Below are 19979 nucleotides of genomic sequence, written 5' to 3' on the forward strand. Positions count from 1 at the left end.
GAGACCGCGTCGGATATCCAACTCAACGATGGTGAACCGCCTGACCCGACCGGGCCGCCGCCGCTTGCGAGATCCGGTCGAGCATGATCCCCAGCACAACTATGGCCAGCCCGGCCGCCAGCCCCTTGCCGTAGAGCTCGCCCTGGGAGAAGCCGGCCACCACGTCGTAGCCCAGAGCGCCGGCGCCGACCAGGCCACCGACCACGACCATGGACAGCACATAGATCAGACCCTGGTTGGTCGCCAGCGTGAGCGCCTCCCGAGCCATCGGCAGCTGCACCTTCGTGATCGTCTGCCAGGTGCTCGAGCCGGCCGCGATGGACGCCTCGACAGTCGTCGCCGACACCCCGCGAATCCCGTCCACAATGATCTTGATGACCACCGGGGCGGCGAACACGATGGCCGCGGCGATGGCGGTGAACCTGGTCGCAGCGAACAACGCCAGGAACGGCACCAGGTAGACGAACGACGGCATGGTCTGCGCCGCGTCGAGCAGCGGTCGGATGACCCGGTCGGCTCGCCGGTTGCGGCCCATCCACACGCCGAAGACGACGCCGATCGCCATCACGATGACAGTGGCCACCAGCACCATGGCCAGCGTGGTCATTGCGTCCTGCCACACCCCGGAGGCGACAAGCAGCGCCACACAGATCGCCGAGATCGCCGCCGCGCGCACGCTGCCGATCACCACCGCGAGGGCCACGATCACCGCACCCACCAGCCACCACGGCGAGGTCACCAGCAGCGCCTGCAAGGGTTCGATCAGCACGGTAGTGATCACATCCTTGATCACACCGGTGATCGTGGAGAGTCCCGTCTGGACCCAGTCGGTGGCCACCGACGTGCCCTGGGCGATCGCGCTGCCCAGTCCGCCGTCGCCGGGGAACTCCGCGGCCCAGACATAGGTGCGGGACAGCCAGATCGCCACCAGGGTCACCACCCCGCCGATGACCAGCGAGCCACGTCGCAGCCACGGCCAGCGCGGCGGGCCGTGCCGGCGGACAGCCTCCGCGCGGGCGCTGGCGGCGGTGGTCACCCGGTCCAGCACGATGGCCAGCACCACGATCGCCAGGCCCGCGTTGAACGCGGTCCCGACGTCCAGCGTCTGCAGCGCCTTCACCACCGTCTTGCCCAGTCCTGGCGCGTCGATGAGCGCGGCGATGGTGACCATGGACAGGGCTGCCATGATCGTCTGGTTGATACCGAGGACGATCGTGCGCTTGGCGGTCGGCAGCAAGATCTTGGTCAGGGTCTGGCCGGTGGTCGAACCGAGCGACTCACCGGCCTCGCGGGTGTCGTGCGGAACTGACCGGATGCCATGCGCGGTCAGCCGCACCGCGGGCGGAGCGGCGTAGATCAGCGTCGCGATCGTCGCCGACGCGGGGCCGATCAGGAAGAACAGGGTCAGCGGCGCCAGGTAGACGAACGTCGGCATGGTCTGCATGAAGTCCAGCACCGGTGTGATGATCCGGTTGACCCGGTCGGACAGCCCGGCCCAGATTCCCAGCGGGATGCTGAACAGCAGCGCGATGATCACCGCCGACAGGGTGAGCGCGAGGGTGTCCATGCTCTCCTGCCACAGCCCCTGCAGCCCGACCACGATCAGGCCGGCCGCGGTGAGCAGCGCGACCTTCGCGTTGGCCACCGCGTAGGAGATCCAGGTGAACAGCGCGACCGCACCGAGCCAGCCGATCAGCGGGATCGGGCCGCCGAACGCGGGCTGGGCGATGATCGCCTGGATGACGCCGGTGAACTCGCCGACCACCAGACGGATGACATTGAAGAAGTAGAGGAAGATCGGGTTGGTGTCGCGGCTCGCGCCGATCGCGTCGTTGAGCTGGTTGAGCCAGCGGTGCAGGTCGGTCAGCTGCGCGGCGCCCAGCGGCAGCGTGTTGATCCCGCGCAGGATCAACCAGAGCACCAGCCACCCGACCAACACGGCGGCGACGATCATCCCTCGGGTCGGGCGGCCCAGCACCGCGCGCGGCGGCGCCACGGTTGCCATCAGGCTTGGCTTTCCGTGCCGGCCACGACGGCCAGGATCTCCTCATCGCCCACGATGCCGAGCAGGTTGCCGTTCGAGACCACCTTGACCGGCTTGTCCGCCGCGAGTACAGCTCGGGTGGCCTCGCGCACCACCACATCCGGCGAGAGCTCCGGCCCATCGAGTGGATCCTCAGGCCGCGGCGGACGCATGATCCACTTGAGGGTGAGCACGTTCGCCCTCGGTACGTCGCGAACGAAATCGCGGACGTAGTCGTCGGCCGGGGCGCCGACCAGCTCGTCTCCCGTCCCCATCTGCACCATCCGCCCATCGCGCATGATCAGGATTCGGTCGCCGAGCTTGAGCGCCTCCGACAGATCGTGGGTGATGAACACCATCGTCTTACCGACCTCATGGTGCAGTCGGATGACCTCGGTCTGCATGTCGCGGCGGATCAGTGGGTCGAGCGCGGAGAACGGCTCGTCGAAGAACAGCACGTCGGGGTCGCCGGCCAGCGCACGGGCCAGGCCGACCCGTTGCTGCATACCGCCGGAGAGCTGGTCAGGGTAGGAACGCTCATAGCCGGACAGTCCGACCAGATCGATGACCTCGCCGGCGCGCTTGAGACGCTGCGCCTTGGGCGTGCCGCTGATCTCCAGCCCATAGGCGACGTTGTCGATTACCCGGCGATGTGGCAACAGTCCGAAATGCTGGAACACCATCGAGAACTTGTGCCGGCGCAGCTCCCGCAGCTGCTTGGCATCGCAGCTCAGGATGTCCTGCCCTTGGAAGACGATCTCGCCGGACGTGGGCTCGATCAGTCGGGTCAGGCAGCGCACCAGTGTGGACTTGCCCGAACCGGAGAGGCCCATCACCACGAACACCTCGCCGGGCGACACCTCGAAACCGACGTCACTGACCGCCGCGGTGCAGCCGGTACGCGCGAGCAGTTCGCGGCGGGGCAACGCGCGCAATTCCGCCGAGCGCGCGACCTGGTCGGCCTTGGTGCCGAACACCTTCCACAACTCACGCACCGAGATAACGGGGCCGCCGCCCTCGTCCCGCGCGCGCCCGCCACCGGTAACCTGCTCAGTAGGCGCCGCCATTGGTGCACCTCTTCTCGGCCGACCGAGAACCAGATGTTGCGTATCGCGCAAGTTGCGACAGCCTTCACCCCATCGGGGCTGACCGTCAAGGACGGATTGTCCTACCTGGTCGCGCCTGCGGCTATCCGTCGACCGGACATGATTGGGCGTGGTAGAGCGGGGTCACTCAGGTCAGCTGCGACTCAGCCGGGGCAAAGTAGCCGATCCGAGAGCTGATCTGCTGTGCGCCAGGGACGAGCTTGCCCGCAACGGCATTGAAGGAGTCCACCGTCAGCCGGTAGGAAGGGCCAGCGATACTCACGGCGGCGACTACGTAGCCGCCGCCGCCACGGATCGGCGCGGCGAGCGAGTTGAGACCGGTCTCGAGTTCCTCGCTCGTGCTCGCCCACCCGCGCGCTCGTGCCCTCTTCAGCTCTGCCCGCAATGCAGCCTCGCTCGTGATCGTGTGGTTGGTGTACCGCTGCAGCTTGTTGGCGAGCACCGCGGCCAACTCTTCCTCGCTCGCCCAGGCAAGTAGCACCTTGCCGCTGGAGGACGCGTGCAGCGCGGTACGGGCGCCGACCCAGTTGCGAGCGGTCACAGCGGCGGAGCCGTGGGCCTGGATGATATTGATCGCGGCGCCGGCATCCAGTACGGCTACGTTCACCGTTTCACCGACCTCCGCGGCAAGCCGCTCGCACACCGGCCGGCTCTCCCTGGGCAGGTCGAGGTGGGCGGCGACGGCGCCGGCCAGCCGCACGATGCCGAAGCCGAGCCGGTACTTGCCCCGTTCGGTGACCTGTTCGACCAATTGGCGGTTCTCGAGCGCGACGACAAGCCGAAACGCCGTGGACTTGTGCACATTGAGCTCTTTGGCCAGCTCGGTGACGCCCGCTTCGCCTAGGCGCGCCAGCAGTTCGAGGACGCCCAGTGCCCGGTCCACCGACTGGACCTGACTGGCCGAGCCGCCCGACTCGGTCTGCCGCGCTGGGTTGTGACTCATGACACAACTGTAAGCGGAAGCGCAGTCAGACTTCGTCTCGGAACTCGTTCTTGACCAGCCGCCGGATGTCTCAGATCCAATACGACGCGGGCGGTACGGTCTCGGCGCCCTGGGCGGACAAGCCGGCACCGGACGTACGCCCGCTGAGCCAGGCGAGCAGGTCGGCCTGCGTTCCGCTGATCAGCGGTCCGTCGACGCCCAGCTCACGGCTGAGGCCGGTGTCGGTCGCCGTCAGCCGCAGGGGGCGAATCTCCGCTCGGCGGCCCAACTCCATCAGGATGTCGTCGATGACCCAGGCAGCGGTGTCCGCGGCGATGTCGCCGAACGTGTAGCCGACGGCCAGGTCCACATGGTGAACCTCGATCTCGCGCAGCCTGATGAGTGGCAGCGCGGCCGGAGCGCGCAGCTCACAGGGCCGCATCCGCACCGAGGCGCGCCACGCGACCTCGGGCAGCGCCTCGATCCCCGCTATCAACCCACACACCTTCGCCGACCCGGACCAACCACAATCGGATACCTGACCATCTCAGTCAAGTATCCGAGCTGACCCGATACTGGACGCGCACCCGCCGGGATGACAACCTCAGCGGCCCGCCGCCCGGATATTCCCGGTGCCCGTGTGCTGTGCTTCACGCTCCCGCCACCGGGCCGGGTGCGGTTACTGTGCAGGTGGGTCCGTGTCGATCCGCCGGAAAGTTGATCCCCCTGGAAGGTTGAGAGATGCCTGGTCCGGTACGTGTGCTCGTGGCACGCCGCTGGCTGGACGGGCTCGGCTCCCCTCCCGGGTTCTGTCGACCCTGACCTGGTGGTGCGGGGCGGCGAGAGTGCCGCCCACCTCCGTTCCGTCGCGTGGGTGTGCCCCGCGCGGACTCCCCGGCCCGAACCCGGAAGGACGCCGACCATGCCTGACCCGTCGCTGCCCGGCCCGTCACTGCACCTCGCTGTCGCGCTCGAGGGCGCCGGCTGGCATCCCTCGGCCTGGCGAGAGCCGCGCGCCCGGCCGACGGAGCTCCTGACCGCCGGCTACTGGGCCGATCTTGTCCGGGAGGCGGAGGCCGGGCTGCTGGACCTGGTCACCATCGAGGACTCACTCGCCCTGCAGTCCTCCAGCCCCGCCGGCCCCGACGACCGCATCGACCAGGTGCGCGGCCGCCTCGACGCGGTACTGATCGCGGCCAGGGTCGCCCCGCTGACCGGGCACATCGGGCTGGTCCCGACCACGGTCGTGACGCACACCGAGCCGTTCCACGCCTCCAAGGCGATCGCCACGCTGGACTACGTCAGCACCGGGCGCGCCGGCATCCGGGTCCGGGTCTCCTCCCGCCCCGACGAGGCCGCGCTCTTCGGCCGCCGCGACATCCCGCCGCTGCGCCTCGAGGAGGCCGACGTGCCCGGCGGGCCGCTCGCCGAGCTGTTCGACGAGGCCGCCGACTACGTCGAGGTCATTCGCCGGCTCTGGGACAGCTGGGAGGACGACGCCGAGATCCGCGACGCGGCCACCGGGCGGTTCGTCGACCGCGACAAGCTGCACTACATCGACTTCGCCGGCCAGCAGTTCTCGGTGCGGGGTCCGTCGATCACGCCGCGCCCGCCGCAGGGCCAGCCGATCGTGAGCGCGCTCGGACACCGGACGGTGGCCTACCGGTTGATCGGGCGGGCCGCCGACCTCGGCTTCGTCACGCCCCACGACGAGGCCGAGGCGCGCACGATCCTGGCGGAGGTGCGGGCCGAGCAGGTCGCCGCGGGGCGCGCCACCGACACCGTGCACGTCCTCGGCGACGTGGTGGTGTTCCTCGACGCCGACGAGAGCGCGGCGCGCGACCGCAAGGGCCGCCTGGACACGCGGCTCGGGCGTGACTACATCAGCGACGCACACGTGTTCACCGGCACGCCGGCGCAGCTCGCCGACCTGGTCCAGAGCTGGCACGAGGCTGGCCTGAGCGGGGTCCGGCTGCGCCCGGCGAGCCTCCCGCACGACCTGGAGCAGATCACCCGGGGCCTGGTGCCCGAGCTGCAACGGCGGGGGGCGTTCCGCACCGCGTACGAGGCCGACACCCTGCGTGGCCTTCTCGGCCTGCCCCGCCCCGCCAACCGTTACGCCGCGGTCTGAGCCGGAAGGACTCCCATGAGCAGCAGCCGCAAGCAGATCCACCTGGCCGCGCACTTCCCGGGCGTGAACAACACCACCGTGTGGAGCGATCCCGACGCCGGCAGCCACATCGACTTCCGGTCCTTCGTCCATCTCGCGCAGACGGCCGAGCGGGCCAAGTTCGACTTCCTGTTCCTGGCCGAGGGGCTGCGCCTGCGCGAGCAGAACGGCCTGATCTACGACCTCGACGTCGTCGGCCGACCGGACACGCTGACCGTGCTGACGGCGCTGGCCGCGGTCACCGAGCGCCTCGGCCTCGCCGGGACGATCAACTCCACCTTCAACGAGCCGTACGACATCGCCCGCCAGTTCGCCACCCTCGACCACCTGTCGGCCGGCCGCGCGGCGTGGAACGTCGTCACGTCGTGGGACGAGTTCACCGGCGAGAACTTCCGCCGCGGCGGCTTCCTGCCGAAGGAGAAGCGCTACCTGCGGGCCAAGGAGTTCCTCGCCGCGACCTGGGCGCTGTTCGACTCCTGGCGCGGCGACGAGATCGTGGCCGACGCCGAGTCCGGGGTCTTCCTCGCCGATCCGGACGCCGGGCGGTTCGCCGTGCACAGCGACCAGTTCGACATCTCCGGGCGGTTCGCCGTGCCGCGCAGCCCCCAGACCCGTCCGGTGATCCTGCAGGCCGGCGACTCCGACGAGGGCCGCGAGTTCGCCGCGTCGAGCGCCGACGCCATCTTCAGCCGGCACGGCACGCTCGACGCCGGCCGGGCGTTCTACGCCGACGTCAAGGGCCGCCTCGCCCGGTACGGCCGCACCTTCGACGATCTCAAGATCCTGCCCGCCGCGACGTTCGTGCTCGGTGACACCGCGGCGGAGGCCGAGGAGCGCGCCGATCACGTCCGCCACCAGCAGGTCAGCGGCCAGACCGCGATCAAGTTCCTGGAACAGCTGTGGAACCGCGACCTGTCCTCCTACGACCCCGACGGGCCACTGCCGACCGTCGACCCGCAGGTCGGCGAGAACACGATCGCCCGAGGCCGCGCGAGCGTGCGCATGTACCGCGACCCGCTGGCCACGGCACAGGAGTGGCGGGCGCTCGCCGAGGCCAAGCAGCTCTCGATCCGGGAGCTGATCATCGCGGTGACCGCCCGGCAGTCGTTCATCGGCACCGCCGCGCAGGTGGCCGACACCATCGACGAGTTCGTGCAGACCGACGCGAGCGACGGCTTCGTCCTCGTACCCCACATCACCCCGGGTGGGCTCGACGAGTTCGCCGACACCGTCGTCCCGCTGCTGCAGGAACGCGGGTCCTTCCGCACCGAGTACGAGGGCACCACGCTGCGCGAGCACCTCGGGCTCTCCGACGCCAGGCCACCCCTCGACGCGCCCACCGGCGCAGCCCCGTCATGACCCCATGGGCGGCCCCTCTGAGGACACCATGACCGTGCACAACTCGCTGCTCGACCTCGTCGGCGGCACCCCGCTGGTCCAGCTGCACCGCCTGACCAACGGCATCGCCGCACGCGTTCTGGTCAAGCTCGAGTACCTCAACCCCGGTGGTTCGGTGAAGGACCGCGCTGCCGCGGCGATGGTCGCGGCGGCCGAGCAGGCGGGCGAGCTGCGACCCGGCGGCACGATCGTCGAGGGCACGTCCGGCAACACCGGCATCGGTCTCGCCCAGGCCGCGGCCGTCCTCGGCTACCGGCTGATCGTCGTGGTGCCCAACTCCATCGCCGTGGAGAAGATCGACGCGCTGGAGGCGTACGGGGCGGAGGTGGTGCAGACCCCGGCCATCCTGCCCCGCAACCACCCGGAGCACGTGTCGAAGCTGGCCGAGCGCATCGCATCGGAGACCCCGGGCGGATGGCTGGCCAACCAGTACGACAACGTCTCGAACCCGGCCGCGCACCGCGCCACCACCGGCCCCGAGATCTGGGCGGACACGGGCGGCACCGTGACCCACCTCGTGGCGGGCATCGGCACGGGGGGCACGATCTCGGGCGCGGGCGGCCACCTCAAGGAGATCAGCAACGGACGGGTCACCGTGGTGGGCGCCGATCCGGTGACGTCGGTGTACAACGGCGGCGACGGCAGCCCGTTCTTCGTCGAGGCGGCCGGGCACTACCTGCATCCCGACACACCCGAGGACATCTGGCCGCTGTCGTACCACCCCGAGGTGCTGGACCGCATCGAGACGGTCACCGACCGCGAGTCGTTGACCACCGTGCGCCGACTCGCCCGCGAGGAGGGCATCCTCGTCGGCGGGTCCTCCGGACTGGCCACCGCCGCCGCGTTACGGGTGGCGCGCGGCCTCGGCCCCGAGCACACCGTCGTCGCGATCCTGCCTGACTCGGGCCGGGCCTACCTGTCGAAGTACCACTCGCTGACCTGGCTGCGCCGTTTCGGGTTCCTCGACGACGACCGGACCGGCCTGCTTGCCGACGCCCGGTTCGTCGGCACCGTGCACACCGTCACCACCGGGACTCCGCTGGGCGAGGCCGCCGCGACCGCCGCCGGGCCCGCCCGCCACCAGCCCCTGCTGCCGGTGGTGCTCCCCCGCCGGGACCCGGCGTTCGCCACCGCGGTGTCGGAGATCCTGGGGACGCTCGACCCGCTCGGCCTCCAGGCCGAGCTCGCGCGCCACGGGCCGGCCACCCCCTCAGGCGACGTCGCCGGGCCTCCGCCGCTCGCCCTCGGCACGGGAGAAACGGTCGAGGAGGCGCTGGCCCGGCTCGACGCGGATGGACGGCCCCACGCTGTCGTGCTGCGTGACGGGCGACTCGCCGGGGCCGTGTCCCGCGCCGATCTTGTCCAGGCCGTCGAGGTCCGTGATCACGCGAGAACCCAGTTGTGACAGCCTCATCGCCCGCGGGGTTCTTCGGGTCCAGCCGGAACTGTTGCCCACACCGACACCCGAACGTCCGTCAGGCGTCCCGTGCGGCGGTGTCGGCCAGGTGCTGCCGGGTCGGCAATGCGGTCACCGGGGTGCCCCACTGCTCCACCCGGCCGCGCAGCCAGAGGCCGAGCAGCAGCCCGACCAGTACCACCAGGCCGTAGAGGCCGCCGGTGGCCACCATCGCGACGGTCATCCCGGGGCAGGTGGCACCGAGACCGAACCCGATGCCGAACACCGCGCCGCCGTAGATGTGCCGGCGCTGGATCCGGTTGCGGGGCAGGGTGAGGCGCCCGCCCAGCCAGGTGCCCCGGCCCCGGCGCAGCACCAGCAGGCCGACGAACGTGGTGGCCATCGCCGAGCCGATCATGAGGTACATGTACGGGTCGCGCAGCAGCAGGCCGTTGTGGATCGTGTAGTAGTCGCCGAGCCCGCTCGCGGTGAGCAGGAACCCGAAGGCGACCCCGACCGCGCCGGCCACGATGCCGGTGCGGACCGCGGTTCGCCGGGCGGTGCCTGGCTGGCGGTCGGTGCCGGTCGGGCGGTTCATAGCGCACCGCCGGTCAGCGCGTGCAGGCCGAGGGTGACCACGACGGCCACCGCGAAGAACGTGACCGTGGCGGCCCAGCTGTCCGGGGACCCGGCCGGGCAGCCGGCGAGGCCGTGGCCGGAGGTGCACCCGCCGGCCCAGCGCGACCCGTAGCCCAGCAACACCCCCGCGACCAGCAGCACCGGCACCAACAGCGGCGGGCTGAGCAGCACGGACAGCTGGCCGTAGCGGTGTATCGAGACGGGCGGACCGAGCAGGGCCGCCAGCAGTGCCCCGGCGATCAGCCCGACCAGGAACACCACCCGCCACCGGTCGCCGCGCCAGCGCTCCACCGGCGCGACGGTCGCCGCCAGCCACGCCCCGGACACGCCGAGGCGCAGGTTCGCCAGGCCGTACAGCGCGAGCACGCACAGCCCGACCCCGGGCCCGGCCACCCACCACGGCAGCTGCGCCGGCAACACACCCAGCATCAGAACCTCCCGATATTTGCGCTGGTCACCTTCGATGACCAGGCTCGTGCACCATCACCTCACACCGCATCACACGGGGTGGCCCTGGTCATAGGCCACGCCCGAGGCCTGGCAGGTTGCCGCCGGAAGACTTGCTCGGCGCTTGACTATCAGGAGCGCCGCGATCTGAGTTGTTCGGTCGGTGCGGTGCGGTGATCGAATCGAGGCTGTTGCCCAGGGGACCCGAGTTGCGCGGGGTCGCCGCACGGTCCTCGGGTCGGCTCCGCCGCGGTGCCAGGTTGGCCTGGTCCTGGGTCGGGGCGCCTTGCGTCTGATCAGGCCCGACGGGCTGCGGCTCGTCCAGTAGCGGGTCGTTCGGGTCCGCGGCCGGCGGCATCGGAGCGCTTGGTGTGAGCGCGCCATCCGATGGCTGGCCAGAAGGCACCGGGGAGCTGGGCGGCACGGCCTGCGCCGGCGCGCCCTCGGCGGGAGGGGGAATCGATGCCGCCTGTGAGTCGGAGGGCTGCCACGGCGCGGGCGCGACCTGTGCGGGGTCACTCGGCGTGGCGTTCGCGTCTGGCGGCGCCGGGTAGGACGCCGCGGGGCCGGCTGACGGCGCCGCCGGAGAGTCGTCACTGGTCTGCGTGACTTCGGACGCGGAGGTGACGTTCGAGCGAAGCCCGAGTACGACGCAGAGCGCGATCAGGGCGATGGCGGCCCCAATAGCGGCGACAATCCATCTACCCCGCGTGGTACCTACGACACCCGCGATGCGGTGCTGGATCGTGACCCGGCGACGGGCAGGTTCCTCGGCGCCCAGGGCCGATGGCCCGTCACTCACACCAGCAGTGTTCTTGTCCTCCGAAGACTCAGCGGCAGGTGAGAGGGCTGCAGCGGTCGCGGCGTCTGGCTCCTTGATCGCGACTGCCTCCTCACCTGAACTCGCCGTCGGCGAGTCGGTGCGGTGCCCACTCTCTAAGGCGTCCCTCGGGGACGCGGGCACCAGTCCCCTGGGTAGCTGCGCGAGCGGGTCAGCAACTGCTACCGGCATAACGACGCCGGGCAGCGTCGGAGCGTCGTCCGGCCAATTGTCAACGCCGCCGACCGTGCCACCGTTTAACTGACCGCGCACACGCCGAGCAGCGTCGATGAAATCCCGAGGTGCAACTCCTGGCCGCAACCATGGATCCTCATCGAGCTCGGCGCGATGCCGCGGCGCGCTGCCACTGACCTCTGAAGTCGAAAGTCGCGGTTCCCCAATGGTGTTAGAGCTGCCCATCAAACCCAAGTCCCTCCCGTAGCTATCGCCGACTCGGCGCGAAGGTCTGAAGGGTCCGCCGGCGACGATCAGCGTTGTCGTAAGTTCAACGACAACCCCGGTGTCGAGGTGTGATAGCGGCGCCCGACACAGTCGGAAGGGCGCGTCCACGGTTGGCTGACAGCAGGGCTCTCGGCATCACCTTGGTCCAGGTGAGAGGTGCACTCGGGCACTCCGGTGCAACGGGTCGACCCCACAGGTGGGGCGCCGTAGCGTCACCCACTTCGGCGACCAGGTAGAACTCAACCTGCGCTGGGCATGACAGATCACAGCCGCCGGTCTTGACCCTCCGCCACTGATCGGCTTAGCGTCCCTGCGACGGTCACGAACACCAGTGCTCAGCCCCGGCTTGCTGGTTGGCAACCCCCGCGTGCGCTGGGGTGCTCCGGGTGACGACCGGCGGAGGTTCGTCACGGGCCTCCGCAACCGCACGAACACGCAGGAGCGTCGGACATGGTCGCGCTGCTAGCCGCGACATCGATCAGTTGCGCGGCTGCACCACCACCCGCTGTCGCTGACGTCGCCAAGCGGCGGCCCACTGATGTCCCGAGCTGATGTCCTGAGCGCTCCTGCCGCGCCCGTCCGACGGCGCGTTATCCCGAACGGAACAACATGAGATTTCTCCCCCGCGCGCTGGGACACGCCCTGGTTGCCGCGGCGGCCGCGCTCGCACTCACGGCGTGCGCCAACGCCGGCGGCGGCGCCGCACCGACGACCGGCCCCGTCTACTTCGGGGTGTCCGGGCCGGTCACCGGGCCGAACGCCGAGTACGGCCGGCTCTGGAAGCGGGGCTTCGACCTGGCCCTGACCAAGATCAACGCGGCCGGCGGGATCAACGGCCGCCCGGTCGCGCTGAAGTGGGAGGACTCGCAGTCCGACCCGAAGCAGACCGTGCCGATCGCGCAGAAGTTCATGGACGACCGAGAAATCATCGCCGAGCTCGGCGACTTCTCCTCCCCCGCCTCGATGACTGCGGCGAACCGGGGAGGCTCATCTGGCCACCCTGGCCGTGGGCATGGTCGGCATCGGGCTCGGGCTCAGTTTCGGCTGGACGGTTCTCTCGGTGCTTGCGGGGAACGCGGTAGGCACGTTTTTCATGGCCTTCCACTCCACTCAGGGTCCGCAGCTGGGCCTGCCACAGATGATCCAGTCACGGCCGCAGTTCGGCTATCGGGGGCGCACTGCTCATCTGTTCGCCGGGCGGCGCGAAGTCCAAAACGATCTTCACGTCGTCGGGCCGGTACGGCAGCATATCCCGATATTGTTCCAGGGGAATCCGTCGGGTCAGCATTCTTTCAAGCCATGCGGGGTCTGCAGCCGTCAGCGCGGCCGCAGCTTGTGAGAAGTGTCGCGCATTTGCGTTCATACTTCCGAGAAGCACTCGGTTGCCGAGCACAAATTGGAGAGCGGCCAGGCCAAGATCGAGCTGTGTGGACGTGCCAGCTCGCGGGAACCCGACCAAGCAGGTGACGCCGCCCGGGGCGCCAATTTTGACCACCTCCGCAATCACAGTTGCGGAGCCACTGCAGTCAATCGCAATATCGGGAGAGAGACCAGACTCTGAAAGCCGACCGTGATGGTAGGTCGCTCCAAGTGCCCTTACCAAGCTGGGTTTCAGGCCATCCTCGAAAATATCAAAAACATGCACATCGAAACCACGCTGAACTCCAAGCAGGGCGGCCAGCAGGCCGATTGGACCGGCTCCAGTCACTACGACGTTGGACGGGGCCAGCACACTCCGGCGGCCAATGTGCGTGATGTTCTCCCACGCTTTGGCCACGATGGATGCAGGTTCGAGTAGAACACCTAGTCTACCAAGTTCAGCGGGCAGCCGGACCAAGCTTTCCGGATGAGTGCGCCAGCGCTCACGTGCGAAGCCATGCAGATGTTTGATACCGTGCTCAACGTACTCGTGTCCGCGACACATATCCCACTCCCCTTTTAGGCAGGCTTCGCACGGATTCGATCCGAGGCGACGCACCATGCCTACCACGAGGTCGCCGGTAGCGAATCCGGAGCTAGTGGGAGCCTCGACGACTCGGCCCACACTCTCGTGGCCGAGAACAAGAAAATCCGTTCCCCGAGGGGCTTCGCCGAACTCGCCAGCGATGATCTCAACGTCCGTTCCGCACAGTCCTATCTCCATACACTCGACCAACACGGATCCGTCGCTAACTGACGGCTCCGGGAGGTCCCGAATTTCGAGACTGTCCTTTCGACCAGGTTGAACTGTCAGTGCCTTCATGAGCCACCCTGGACCTTTCCGAAGGTTGCTGTGTACGTTCCGAATCTGCGTCTCACGAGTCGGGAGATGCCCCCGCTCCGGATGCCGCCCCGGACCGAGCTCTTTCTATGTCGTTGATATGGGTCTCCGTCCACTCTCGGAGCGCAGTGATCGGCTCGGCGAGGCTGCGGCCGAGTTCCGTCAGCTCGTAGTCGACCCGGGGTGGGATCGTGGGGTGCACGGTACGGGTGACGAACCCGTCGGCCTCGAGACCACGCAGCGTCTGGGTCAGCATCTTCTGCGAAACTCCCCCGATGCGGCGGCTCAGATCCGTGTACCGCATGGTGCCCTCAAGGAGCGCGTCCACGACCAGGACGGTCCACTTGCCGGCGATGTGGTCGAGGACCTGGCGAGTCGGGCACTTCGCGGAGTAGACGTCGGCCGGTAGCCCGGAGGACTCGACGATGGTCTTCATGGAAGGAGAGTAACGCACTAATTGGTGCCTTCTTCCCAACGAAGAGTCACTCTCTCATAGTTTGTCACATGAGAAACCAGACCCTGTCCGTCGCCGAGGCGATCCGCAATCGGCGTACCGTCCGTCACTATCTGCCTGACGCTGTCCCGCCGTCCCTGCTCGCGGAGCTTCTCGCCCTCGCCACAGAGGCACCCACCAGCTGGAACCTGCAGGACCGCTCAGTCGTTGCGATCACCACTGACGAGGGTCGCGAAGGGTTGGAGTGGGCCACCGGAGGGCAGCCTCAGCCGCGAGAGGCACCGGTCATCCTGGTCTTCGTCGCCGAGCCACAGGCCTGGCGTGATGACCACAAGGACGTCTACGACCGGGCACGCCGCGGCGGAGCCTGGAATGAACAGTTCATCGCGATGTTCGCCGCGGCCTCGCAGGCGTTCCAGCAGGACCTGGAGGAACGCGGTCTGCTGCGCGAGTACGCAGTGAAGGACGCCATGATTGCCGCCACCTACGTGATGCTCGCTGCCACGGAGATGGGACTGGCCACCTCGCCGATGAACGGCTGGGACGAGGCCAAAGTCAAGAAGGTCATCGGCGTCGAGGACCGCGACGACCTCGCCATCGCCTTGTTGGTCTCGGTCGGCTACGCGGCCGAGGAGCGGCGTCATCCCGGTCGCCGTCCCGTGGAACACAACGTCTTTCACCAGCGGTACGGAGTCCCGACGAATGCCGCACCTCGGTAATCGCGTTCCACAGCAACGAGGGTAATCAGGACAGAATCTGGCCGCATTGGACACCATGATTGCGAAATGGACCCCACCAAGAGCCACAAACCTCCGACCGCGAAGTTTCGGCACAGCCAGGTCGCCGTGGACGCCTCGTCGATACACGTGGTCGAAGCCGGCGACCCGGCGGGCCAGCCGGTCGTTTTCCTCCACGGCTGGCCCGAGTCCTGGCGCTCTTGGCAATTCTTCTACAACGGGATCACCGCGGACCCGGCCATGATCACCGCCACCGCTCGCGCCGCCTACGTCGCGGCTTACTCCACCGCAGCCGCGCTTACCGCGGGATTCAACTGGTACCGGAGCTTCCCCCGCGACGCCGAGGAGAATCGGCGGACAGGACTGGAGCCGATGACGACTCCACTGCTCTATCTCAGAGGCGAACACGAAAGCGGAGACATCAGCACCTACGTCGCTGGCTTCCTCAAAGCAGGAGCCACCCACGTCAACCACGCAGCGGTCGCAGGCGCACCCAAGAAGAGTCACCGCAAGGAGACATGGCAGCTCATCGCCGACTTCGTCAAACCGTGACGTCGCGTGATGTTTGACATCTGGGGCAGCCCTGGCCTTGACCAACCTCGGGGTGCTCAGTGCTCAGGTGTAGATGGACTGGATCTGCTGGTAATGCCCGATCGACTCCGGACCCAACTCCCGACCCAACCCCGACGCCTTCACCCCACCGAACGGCGCCGTCGGATCCGGCAGATACGTGTTCACCCCGATCGTCCCGGTCTGCACCCGACGCGCCACCCCCAACCCACGCTCCTTGTCCCGCGTCCACACCGTCCCACCCAAACCAAAGTCCGAATCATTCGCGATCCGCACCGCATCATCCACATCCGAATACGGAATCAACGACAACACCGGACCGAAAATCTCCTCCTGCGCAATAGTGTGATTGTTATCCACATCAGCAAAAATCGTCGGCTCCACAAACCAACCCCGATCCTGCCCCGCCGGCCGACCACCACCGACCACCACCCGGGCACCCTCCGCCTTACCCTTCGCGATATACCCCTCAACCCGGTCCCGCTGCCGATCAGAAGCCATCGGCCCGATCTGCGTCGACGCATCCAACGCATCCCCGACCTTCAACGAACCCGCCAACGCCGCGAACACCTCCACCACCTCCGCATAACGCGAACGCGGCGCCAACACCCGGGTCCCCAAAAAACACGTCTGCCCATTATTCAACAACGTCGCCTGGAACAACTTCTCACCGATCGTCGCCAAATCCAGATCAGCATCATCCAACACAATCGCCGCCGACTTACCCCCCAACTCCAAGGTCACCGGCCGCAACAACCGCCCACACGTCTCCCCGATCGACCGCCCCGCCGCCGTCGACCCGGTAAACGAAATCTTGTCCACCCCCGGATGCGACACCAAATACGCACCCACCTCACGCCCCGCCGGCACAAAATTAATCACCCCAGCCGGGACCCCCGCCTCCACCGCCGCCTCAGCCACCAACACCGAGTCCAACACCGTCTCCGGCGACGGCTTGATCACCAACGTGCACCCCGCCGCCAACGCCGGCGCATACTTGAACGCCGCCAACGACTGCGGGAAATTCCACGGCACGATCGCACCCACCACACCAATCGGCGAACGACGCACCACCGTCGTCCCACCCATCAACGCCGGCCGCTCCTCCTCGAACACCGCTTCCTTGATCACTCCCGCGTAATAGCGCAACAACACCGCCGGGAACGCACCCTCGAACGCCGTCGAGATCGCCACCGGCATCCCGTTCTGCGCACTCACCAACCTCGCGATCTCACCACCACGGCGCTCCAACGCACCAGCAAACCGCTCCAACACCACCGCCCGCGCCGACGGCTCCCAGGTGGCCCAACCAGTCGGGTCATCAAACGCCCGCCGCGCCGCACCCACAGCGGCATCAACATCAGCCTCCTGCGCCTCCGGCACCGAACCAATAACCTCCTCAGAACTCGCCGACACCACCGTGATCGTCTGACCCGAACTCGGCGCGATCCACTCCCCACCAATGAACAACGTCTCGTGCTGAGTCATCCGATGTCTCCTTCGTTGCGGGCGGAATCTGGAACGACGCTGCTCACGACTGGTGGGCAGGTGAGATATGGGGCCTGATTTTACTCTAGCCTCCGACTATTTAGCAATCGACCACTCGACGCGACATGTAGGCGCCGTCCGGGCCCAACCACAGGTGTGACGACAGTCATACATACAGCTGTGCGTACAGCTGTCCGGACATGCGTACAGTAGTCTCCTCCGGTCCTGAGAGGGGTGCCTTCAATGACGAAGCCCGCGAGTCGACAGCAGGGAAACCGGCCGGTACCGGTGTGGCCGCACGAGTTGCGGGCCCCCGTGCTGGTCGCGCCGATGTTCGCGGTCTCCGGCCCGAACCTGGTCACCGCATCGTGCCGGGCCGGGTTGATGGGCTCGTTCCCGACCAGGAACGCCCAGACCGTGGGCGAGCTCGCCCGCTGGCTGGATGAGATCAAGGTCGGGCTGGCCGGCCTGGAGAATCCCCAGTGGGCGGTGAGCATGATCGCTCAATCCAGTTACTCCAGGTTCGACCAGGAACTGGAGCTGATCGCCGAGCACCGACCGAACGTCGTGATGACGGCCCTTGGCTCGCCGCGGCGCGTGATCGAGAGGGTGCGCGGTTACGGTGGCGCGGTCTTCGCCGAAGTGACGTCCGTCGAGCACGCGTTGAAGGCCGTGTACGCGGGGGCGGACGGTCTGGCGCTGGTCTGCCGGGGAACCGCGACGTCCGAGGGACCACTGTCAGCACCTGCCTTCGTAGCCGAGGTGCGCAGTTTCTTCGACGGCCCGCTGGTGCTGAGCGGCTCGATCGCGACGGGGGCCGAGGTACGCGCCGCGGAGATTCTGGGGGCGGACCTGGTCTGCGTGGGAGCGCGATTCAACACCTGCACCGAATCACTGGTGGACGACCGCTACCGCGGCCCGGTCCGCCGCGCGACGGCCGAAGACGTGACCGCGACGGCTGCGATGACCGGGGTACCGTCCAGTTGGCTGTTCGAGAGCTTCGGCACCGCCGGCTCCCGCGACGACCAACTCGTCCCCGCGGTGAACCGCGTCGTCGACCAGATCGTCCTCGAGTACCACGCGGCCCGCGCGGCCGAAGAGAACCACAGGGATTTCGCCCGAACTCGTTGAGCGGCTCAGTGCGAACGACGGCGGGCCGGACCGGCGAACTCAGGTGCCGGTCCGCCGAGCCGGTGCATAGAGGGTGTTCCACACGATGCTCGAGTAGGCATCGATCAGCCGCTCGTACTTCGACTGGGACTCTGCCCGCGCCATCCGTGGCAGACCTCGCTCCGCCATCCATTGCAACAGGTAGGACGTCTCGCCCGTAGGCAATTCGGCGTCGACGAAACCCGCCCGCTGGCCGGCCTCGATGTGCTCCCGCAACCCCTTGACGTACTGACGCATCGAATCTTCGACCGTCTCGCGGACATCGTGGTCGTATCCGATGGCCTCGTGCGTGGCCGCCATCAATTCCGGATGTGGACGATAGGCGTCCACGATCTTCTCCAGGGCCGCGCGAAGGTCCGCCTTCGTGGCCGAACCATCCAGTGACCACCAGTGTTGCGCCGCGTCGAGAATCACCTCGGTGATCTCGGCGTACCAGGTCCGCAATAGATCGGTCTTGTCTTCGAAGTAGACATAGAACGTGGTACGGGATATTCCCGCCTCAGCCACCAGGCTGCCGACGCTGATATCGGCAAACGTCTCACCTGCGCGCAGCTGCCGCTCCACAATCGAGAGCACCTTGGTACGTACCTTGTCGCGCCGAGCCCGACCGGACTTCTGAGTCACTCTGCCAGCCGTCACGGCCGCAGTTTACTGTCGCGGCCCACGGGGGCGCTGCTGGTGCCGCGCACTATCCGACGCCGGCGAATTCGAGTGAATCGGCCCAGCTCTTCGACTGCGCGATCAGGCGCCGATATTTCATGATCTGGGTGGGCCGGTCGATGCTGATGCAGCCGGTCAGCCGGTCACCGCGGCGGTAGAGGGCGAGGAACCTGTCCTCACCCAACTCCTCGCTGACCACCCGGATCTCGTCCGCCTGCGGGATACCGACGAACTGGATCCGGCTGTCGTACCAGTCCGACCAGAAGTACGGCACACCCGCCGCCGGCTTCGCCTCAGCCGGGTTGATCGCATTCCGCGCCGCCAACATGCCCTGCTCCGCGGCGTTGGTCCAGTGCTCCAGGCGCATCACCAAACCGTCGAACAGCGGATGCGGAAAATGCGCCACATCCCCGGCCGCGTACACCCCCGCCAACCCGGTAGCCAACGTCTCATCACAGACGATGCCCCCGTCCCGCTCGTGCAACGTCACACCCGAGCCGGCCAACCAGTCCGTATTCGGGGCCACCCCGGTACCCACCACCACCAGATCAGCCGGGATCGTGCTGCCGTCGTCCAACGACACCCCGGTCACCCGGCCGTCCGCACCGCACAGCCCGGTCACCTTCACCCCGCAGCGCAGGTCAGTACCGTTCGCCAGGTGCAGCTCGGCACACGCCCGACCCATCTGCTCGCCCACCGACCGCACCAGCGGCACCGGCAACGCCTCCAGCACCGTCACCGGCAGACCCCGCTTGCGCGCCCCGGCAGCCACCTCCGACCCGATGAACCCGGCACCCACCACGACCACCCGCGCACCCGTATCGAACGCCGCCCGGATCGCCACCGCATCATCCAGCGTGCGCAACGTGTGCACCCCGGCCAACTCCTCGGTACCCGGCAACGTCCGCGCCTTCGCACCGGTGGCGATCACCAGCGAGCCGTACTCCAGCTCGCCACAGCCCGCGCCCTCCAGCGAGAGCATCTTGCGGCCGGCGTCCAACCCGGTCGCCCATGTGTTCAGCCGCAAGTCCAGCTCCAGCTCGTCGCGCAGCTCGGCCTCGGAACGGAACGTCGGAGACTCCGGCCCGTCAACGCTGGCGTCCAGGTAGGCCTTGGACAGCGGCGGGCGGTCGTACGGCAGGTGCACCTCACCGCCGACCAGCGTCATCGAACCTTCGTGGCCCGCTTTGCGGGCCGCCTGGGCCGCACGCAGACCGGCCAGCGACGCCCCCACAATGACCATCCGGTCCGTCATGG

At 68.1% G+C, this 19979-nt stretch carries 17 protein-coding genes, 2 pseudogenes and 1 riboswitch; of the genes and pseudogenes, 8 read left to right on the forward strand and 11 right to left on the reverse strand.

Going from position 1 to position 19979, the window contains the following annotated elements:
- Positions 1-22 precede the first annotated feature (22 nt).
- From ACTXG6_RS31535 to ACTXG6_RS31550, 4 genes are all read right to left on the reverse strand, one after another.
- Complete coding sequence (locus ACTXG6_RS31535; protein ID WP_445183049.1) at positions 23-2005, reverse strand: ABC transporter permease; 1983 nt, start codon at positions 2003-2005, stop codon at positions 23-25.
- Positions 2005-3090, reverse strand: coding sequence for a quaternary amine ABC transporter ATP-binding protein (locus ACTXG6_RS31540; protein WP_445183050.1), 1086 nt, complete (start codon positions 3088-3090; stop codon positions 2005-2007). The genes ACTXG6_RS31535 and ACTXG6_RS31540 overlap by 1 nt, the downstream gene beginning before the upstream one ends.
- 166 nt (positions 3091-3256) lie before the next feature.
- The gene (locus ACTXG6_RS31545) at positions 3257-4072 is read right to left on the reverse strand and encodes an IclR family transcriptional regulator (RefSeq protein ID WP_445183051.1); all 816 of its coding nucleotides are present in this window, start codon (positions 4070-4072) and stop codon (positions 3257-3259) included.
- 70 nt (positions 4073-4142) lie between these two features.
- Positions 4143-4547: a hypothetical protein gene (locus ACTXG6_RS31550; protein WP_445183052.1), complete on the reverse strand. Its 405-nt coding sequence runs from the start codon at positions 4545-4547 to the stop codon at positions 4143-4145.
- Positions 4548-4973: 426 nt separating this feature from the next.
- Here ACTXG6_RS31550 and ACTXG6_RS31555 point away from each other — a divergent pair, with 426 nt between their 5' ends.
- The 3 genes from ACTXG6_RS31555 to ACTXG6_RS31565 are packed head-to-tail and all read left to right on the forward strand — an operon-like array spanning position 4974 to position 9024.
- Entirely contained in the window at positions 4974-6182 is a 1209-nt protein-coding gene (locus ACTXG6_RS31555; RefSeq protein WP_445183053.1) for an LLM class flavin-dependent oxidoreductase, read from the forward strand.
- 15 nt (positions 6183-6197) lie between these two features.
- Positions 6198-7580, forward strand: coding sequence for an NtaA/DmoA family FMN-dependent monooxygenase (locus tag ACTXG6_RS31560; RefSeq protein ID WP_445183054.1), 1383 nt, complete (start codon positions 6198-6200; stop codon positions 7578-7580).
- 4 nt (positions 7581-7584) lie between these two features.
- A complete protein-coding gene (locus ACTXG6_RS31565; protein ID WP_445183055.1) occupies positions 7585-9024 on the forward strand; it encodes a pyridoxal-phosphate dependent enzyme in 1440 nt (479 codons plus the stop codon).
- A 70-nt stretch (positions 9025-9094) separates the two neighbouring features.
- Here the strand turns inward: ACTXG6_RS31565 and ACTXG6_RS31570 are convergent, their stop codons facing one another.
- On the reverse strand, positions 9095-9613 hold the full coding sequence (locus tag ACTXG6_RS31570) for a DUF6691 family protein (protein WP_445183056.1): 519 nt from the start codon (positions 9611-9613) through the stop codon (positions 9095-9097).
- Complete coding sequence (locus ACTXG6_RS31575) at positions 9610-10083, reverse strand: YeeE/YedE thiosulfate transporter family protein (protein ID WP_445183057.1); 474 nt, start codon at positions 10081-10083, stop codon at positions 9610-9612. Before ACTXG6_RS31575 ends, ACTXG6_RS31570 begins: the two co-directional genes overlap by 4 nt.
- Positions 10084-11700: 1617 nt before the next feature.
- Positions 11701-11815: riboswitch (SAM riboswitch) on the forward strand.
- A gap of 177 nt (positions 11816-11992) precedes the next feature.
- Between ACTXG6_RS31575 and ACTXG6_RS31580 the strand changes: the two are divergent.
- Positions 11993-12298 (forward strand): annotated as a pseudogene (locus ACTXG6_RS31580) (ABC transporter substrate-binding protein); the annotation flags it as partial.
- A 97-nt stretch (positions 12299-12395) separates the two neighbouring features.
- Positions 12396-12503: pseudogene (locus ACTXG6_RS31585) on the forward strand (cytosine permease); the annotation flags it as partial.
- Positions 12504-12530: 27 nt separating this feature from the next.
- Here the strand turns inward: ACTXG6_RS31585 and ACTXG6_RS31590 are convergent.
- Positions 12531-13625, reverse strand: coding sequence for a glucose 1-dehydrogenase (locus ACTXG6_RS31590; RefSeq protein ID WP_445183058.1), 1095 nt, complete (start codon positions 13623-13625; stop codon positions 12531-12533).
- Positions 13626-13677: 52 nt separating this feature from the next.
- Positions 13678-14079 carry a winged helix-turn-helix transcriptional regulator gene (locus ACTXG6_RS31595; protein WP_445183059.1) on the reverse strand — a complete coding sequence of 134 codons (402 nt, stop codon included), beginning with the start codon at positions 14077-14079 and terminating at the stop codon, positions 13678-13680.
- 68 nt (positions 14080-14147) lie between these two features.
- Here ACTXG6_RS31595 and ACTXG6_RS31600 point away from each other — a divergent pair, with 68 nt between their 5' ends.
- Complete coding sequence (locus tag ACTXG6_RS31600) at positions 14148-14816, forward strand: nitroreductase family protein (RefSeq protein WP_445183060.1); 669 nt, start codon at positions 14148-14150, stop codon at positions 14814-14816.
- 66 nt (positions 14817-14882) lie between these two features.
- On the forward strand, positions 14883-15386 hold the full coding sequence (locus ACTXG6_RS31605; protein WP_445183061.1) for an alpha/beta fold hydrolase: 504 nt from the start codon (positions 14883-14885) through the stop codon (positions 15384-15386).
- A 63-nt stretch (positions 15387-15449) separates the two neighbouring features.
- Here the strand turns inward: ACTXG6_RS31605 and ACTXG6_RS31610 are convergent, their stop codons facing one another.
- Entirely contained in the window at positions 15450-16892 is a 1443-nt protein-coding gene (locus ACTXG6_RS31610; protein ID WP_445183062.1) for an aldehyde dehydrogenase, read from the reverse strand.
- Between the two features lie 417 nt (positions 16893-17309).
- Here ACTXG6_RS31610 and ACTXG6_RS31615 point away from each other — a divergent pair, with 417 nt between their 5' ends.
- Complete coding sequence (locus ACTXG6_RS31615) at positions 17310-18023, forward strand: NAD(P)H-dependent flavin oxidoreductase (protein ID WP_445183063.1); 714 nt, start codon at positions 17310-17312, stop codon at positions 18021-18023.
- A gap of 39 nt (positions 18024-18062) precedes the next feature.
- Here ACTXG6_RS31615 and ACTXG6_RS31620 read toward each other — a convergent pair whose 3' ends face one another.
- Both ACTXG6_RS31620 and ACTXG6_RS31625 read right to left on the reverse strand, forming a co-directional pair.
- A complete protein-coding gene (locus tag ACTXG6_RS31620) occupies positions 18063-18626 on the reverse strand; it encodes a TetR/AcrR family transcriptional regulator (RefSeq protein ID WP_445183064.1) in 564 nt (187 codons plus the stop codon).
- 124 nt (positions 18627-18750) lie between these two features.
- Positions 18751-19977 carry an NAD(P)/FAD-dependent oxidoreductase gene (locus tag ACTXG6_RS31625; protein ID WP_445183065.1) on the reverse strand — a complete coding sequence of 409 codons (1227 nt, stop codon included), beginning with the start codon at positions 19975-19977 and terminating at the stop codon, positions 18751-18753.
- Between the last annotated feature and the right edge of the window lie 2 nt (positions 19978-19979).

This window comes from Pseudonocardia sp. Cha107L01, assembly GCF_052566575.1.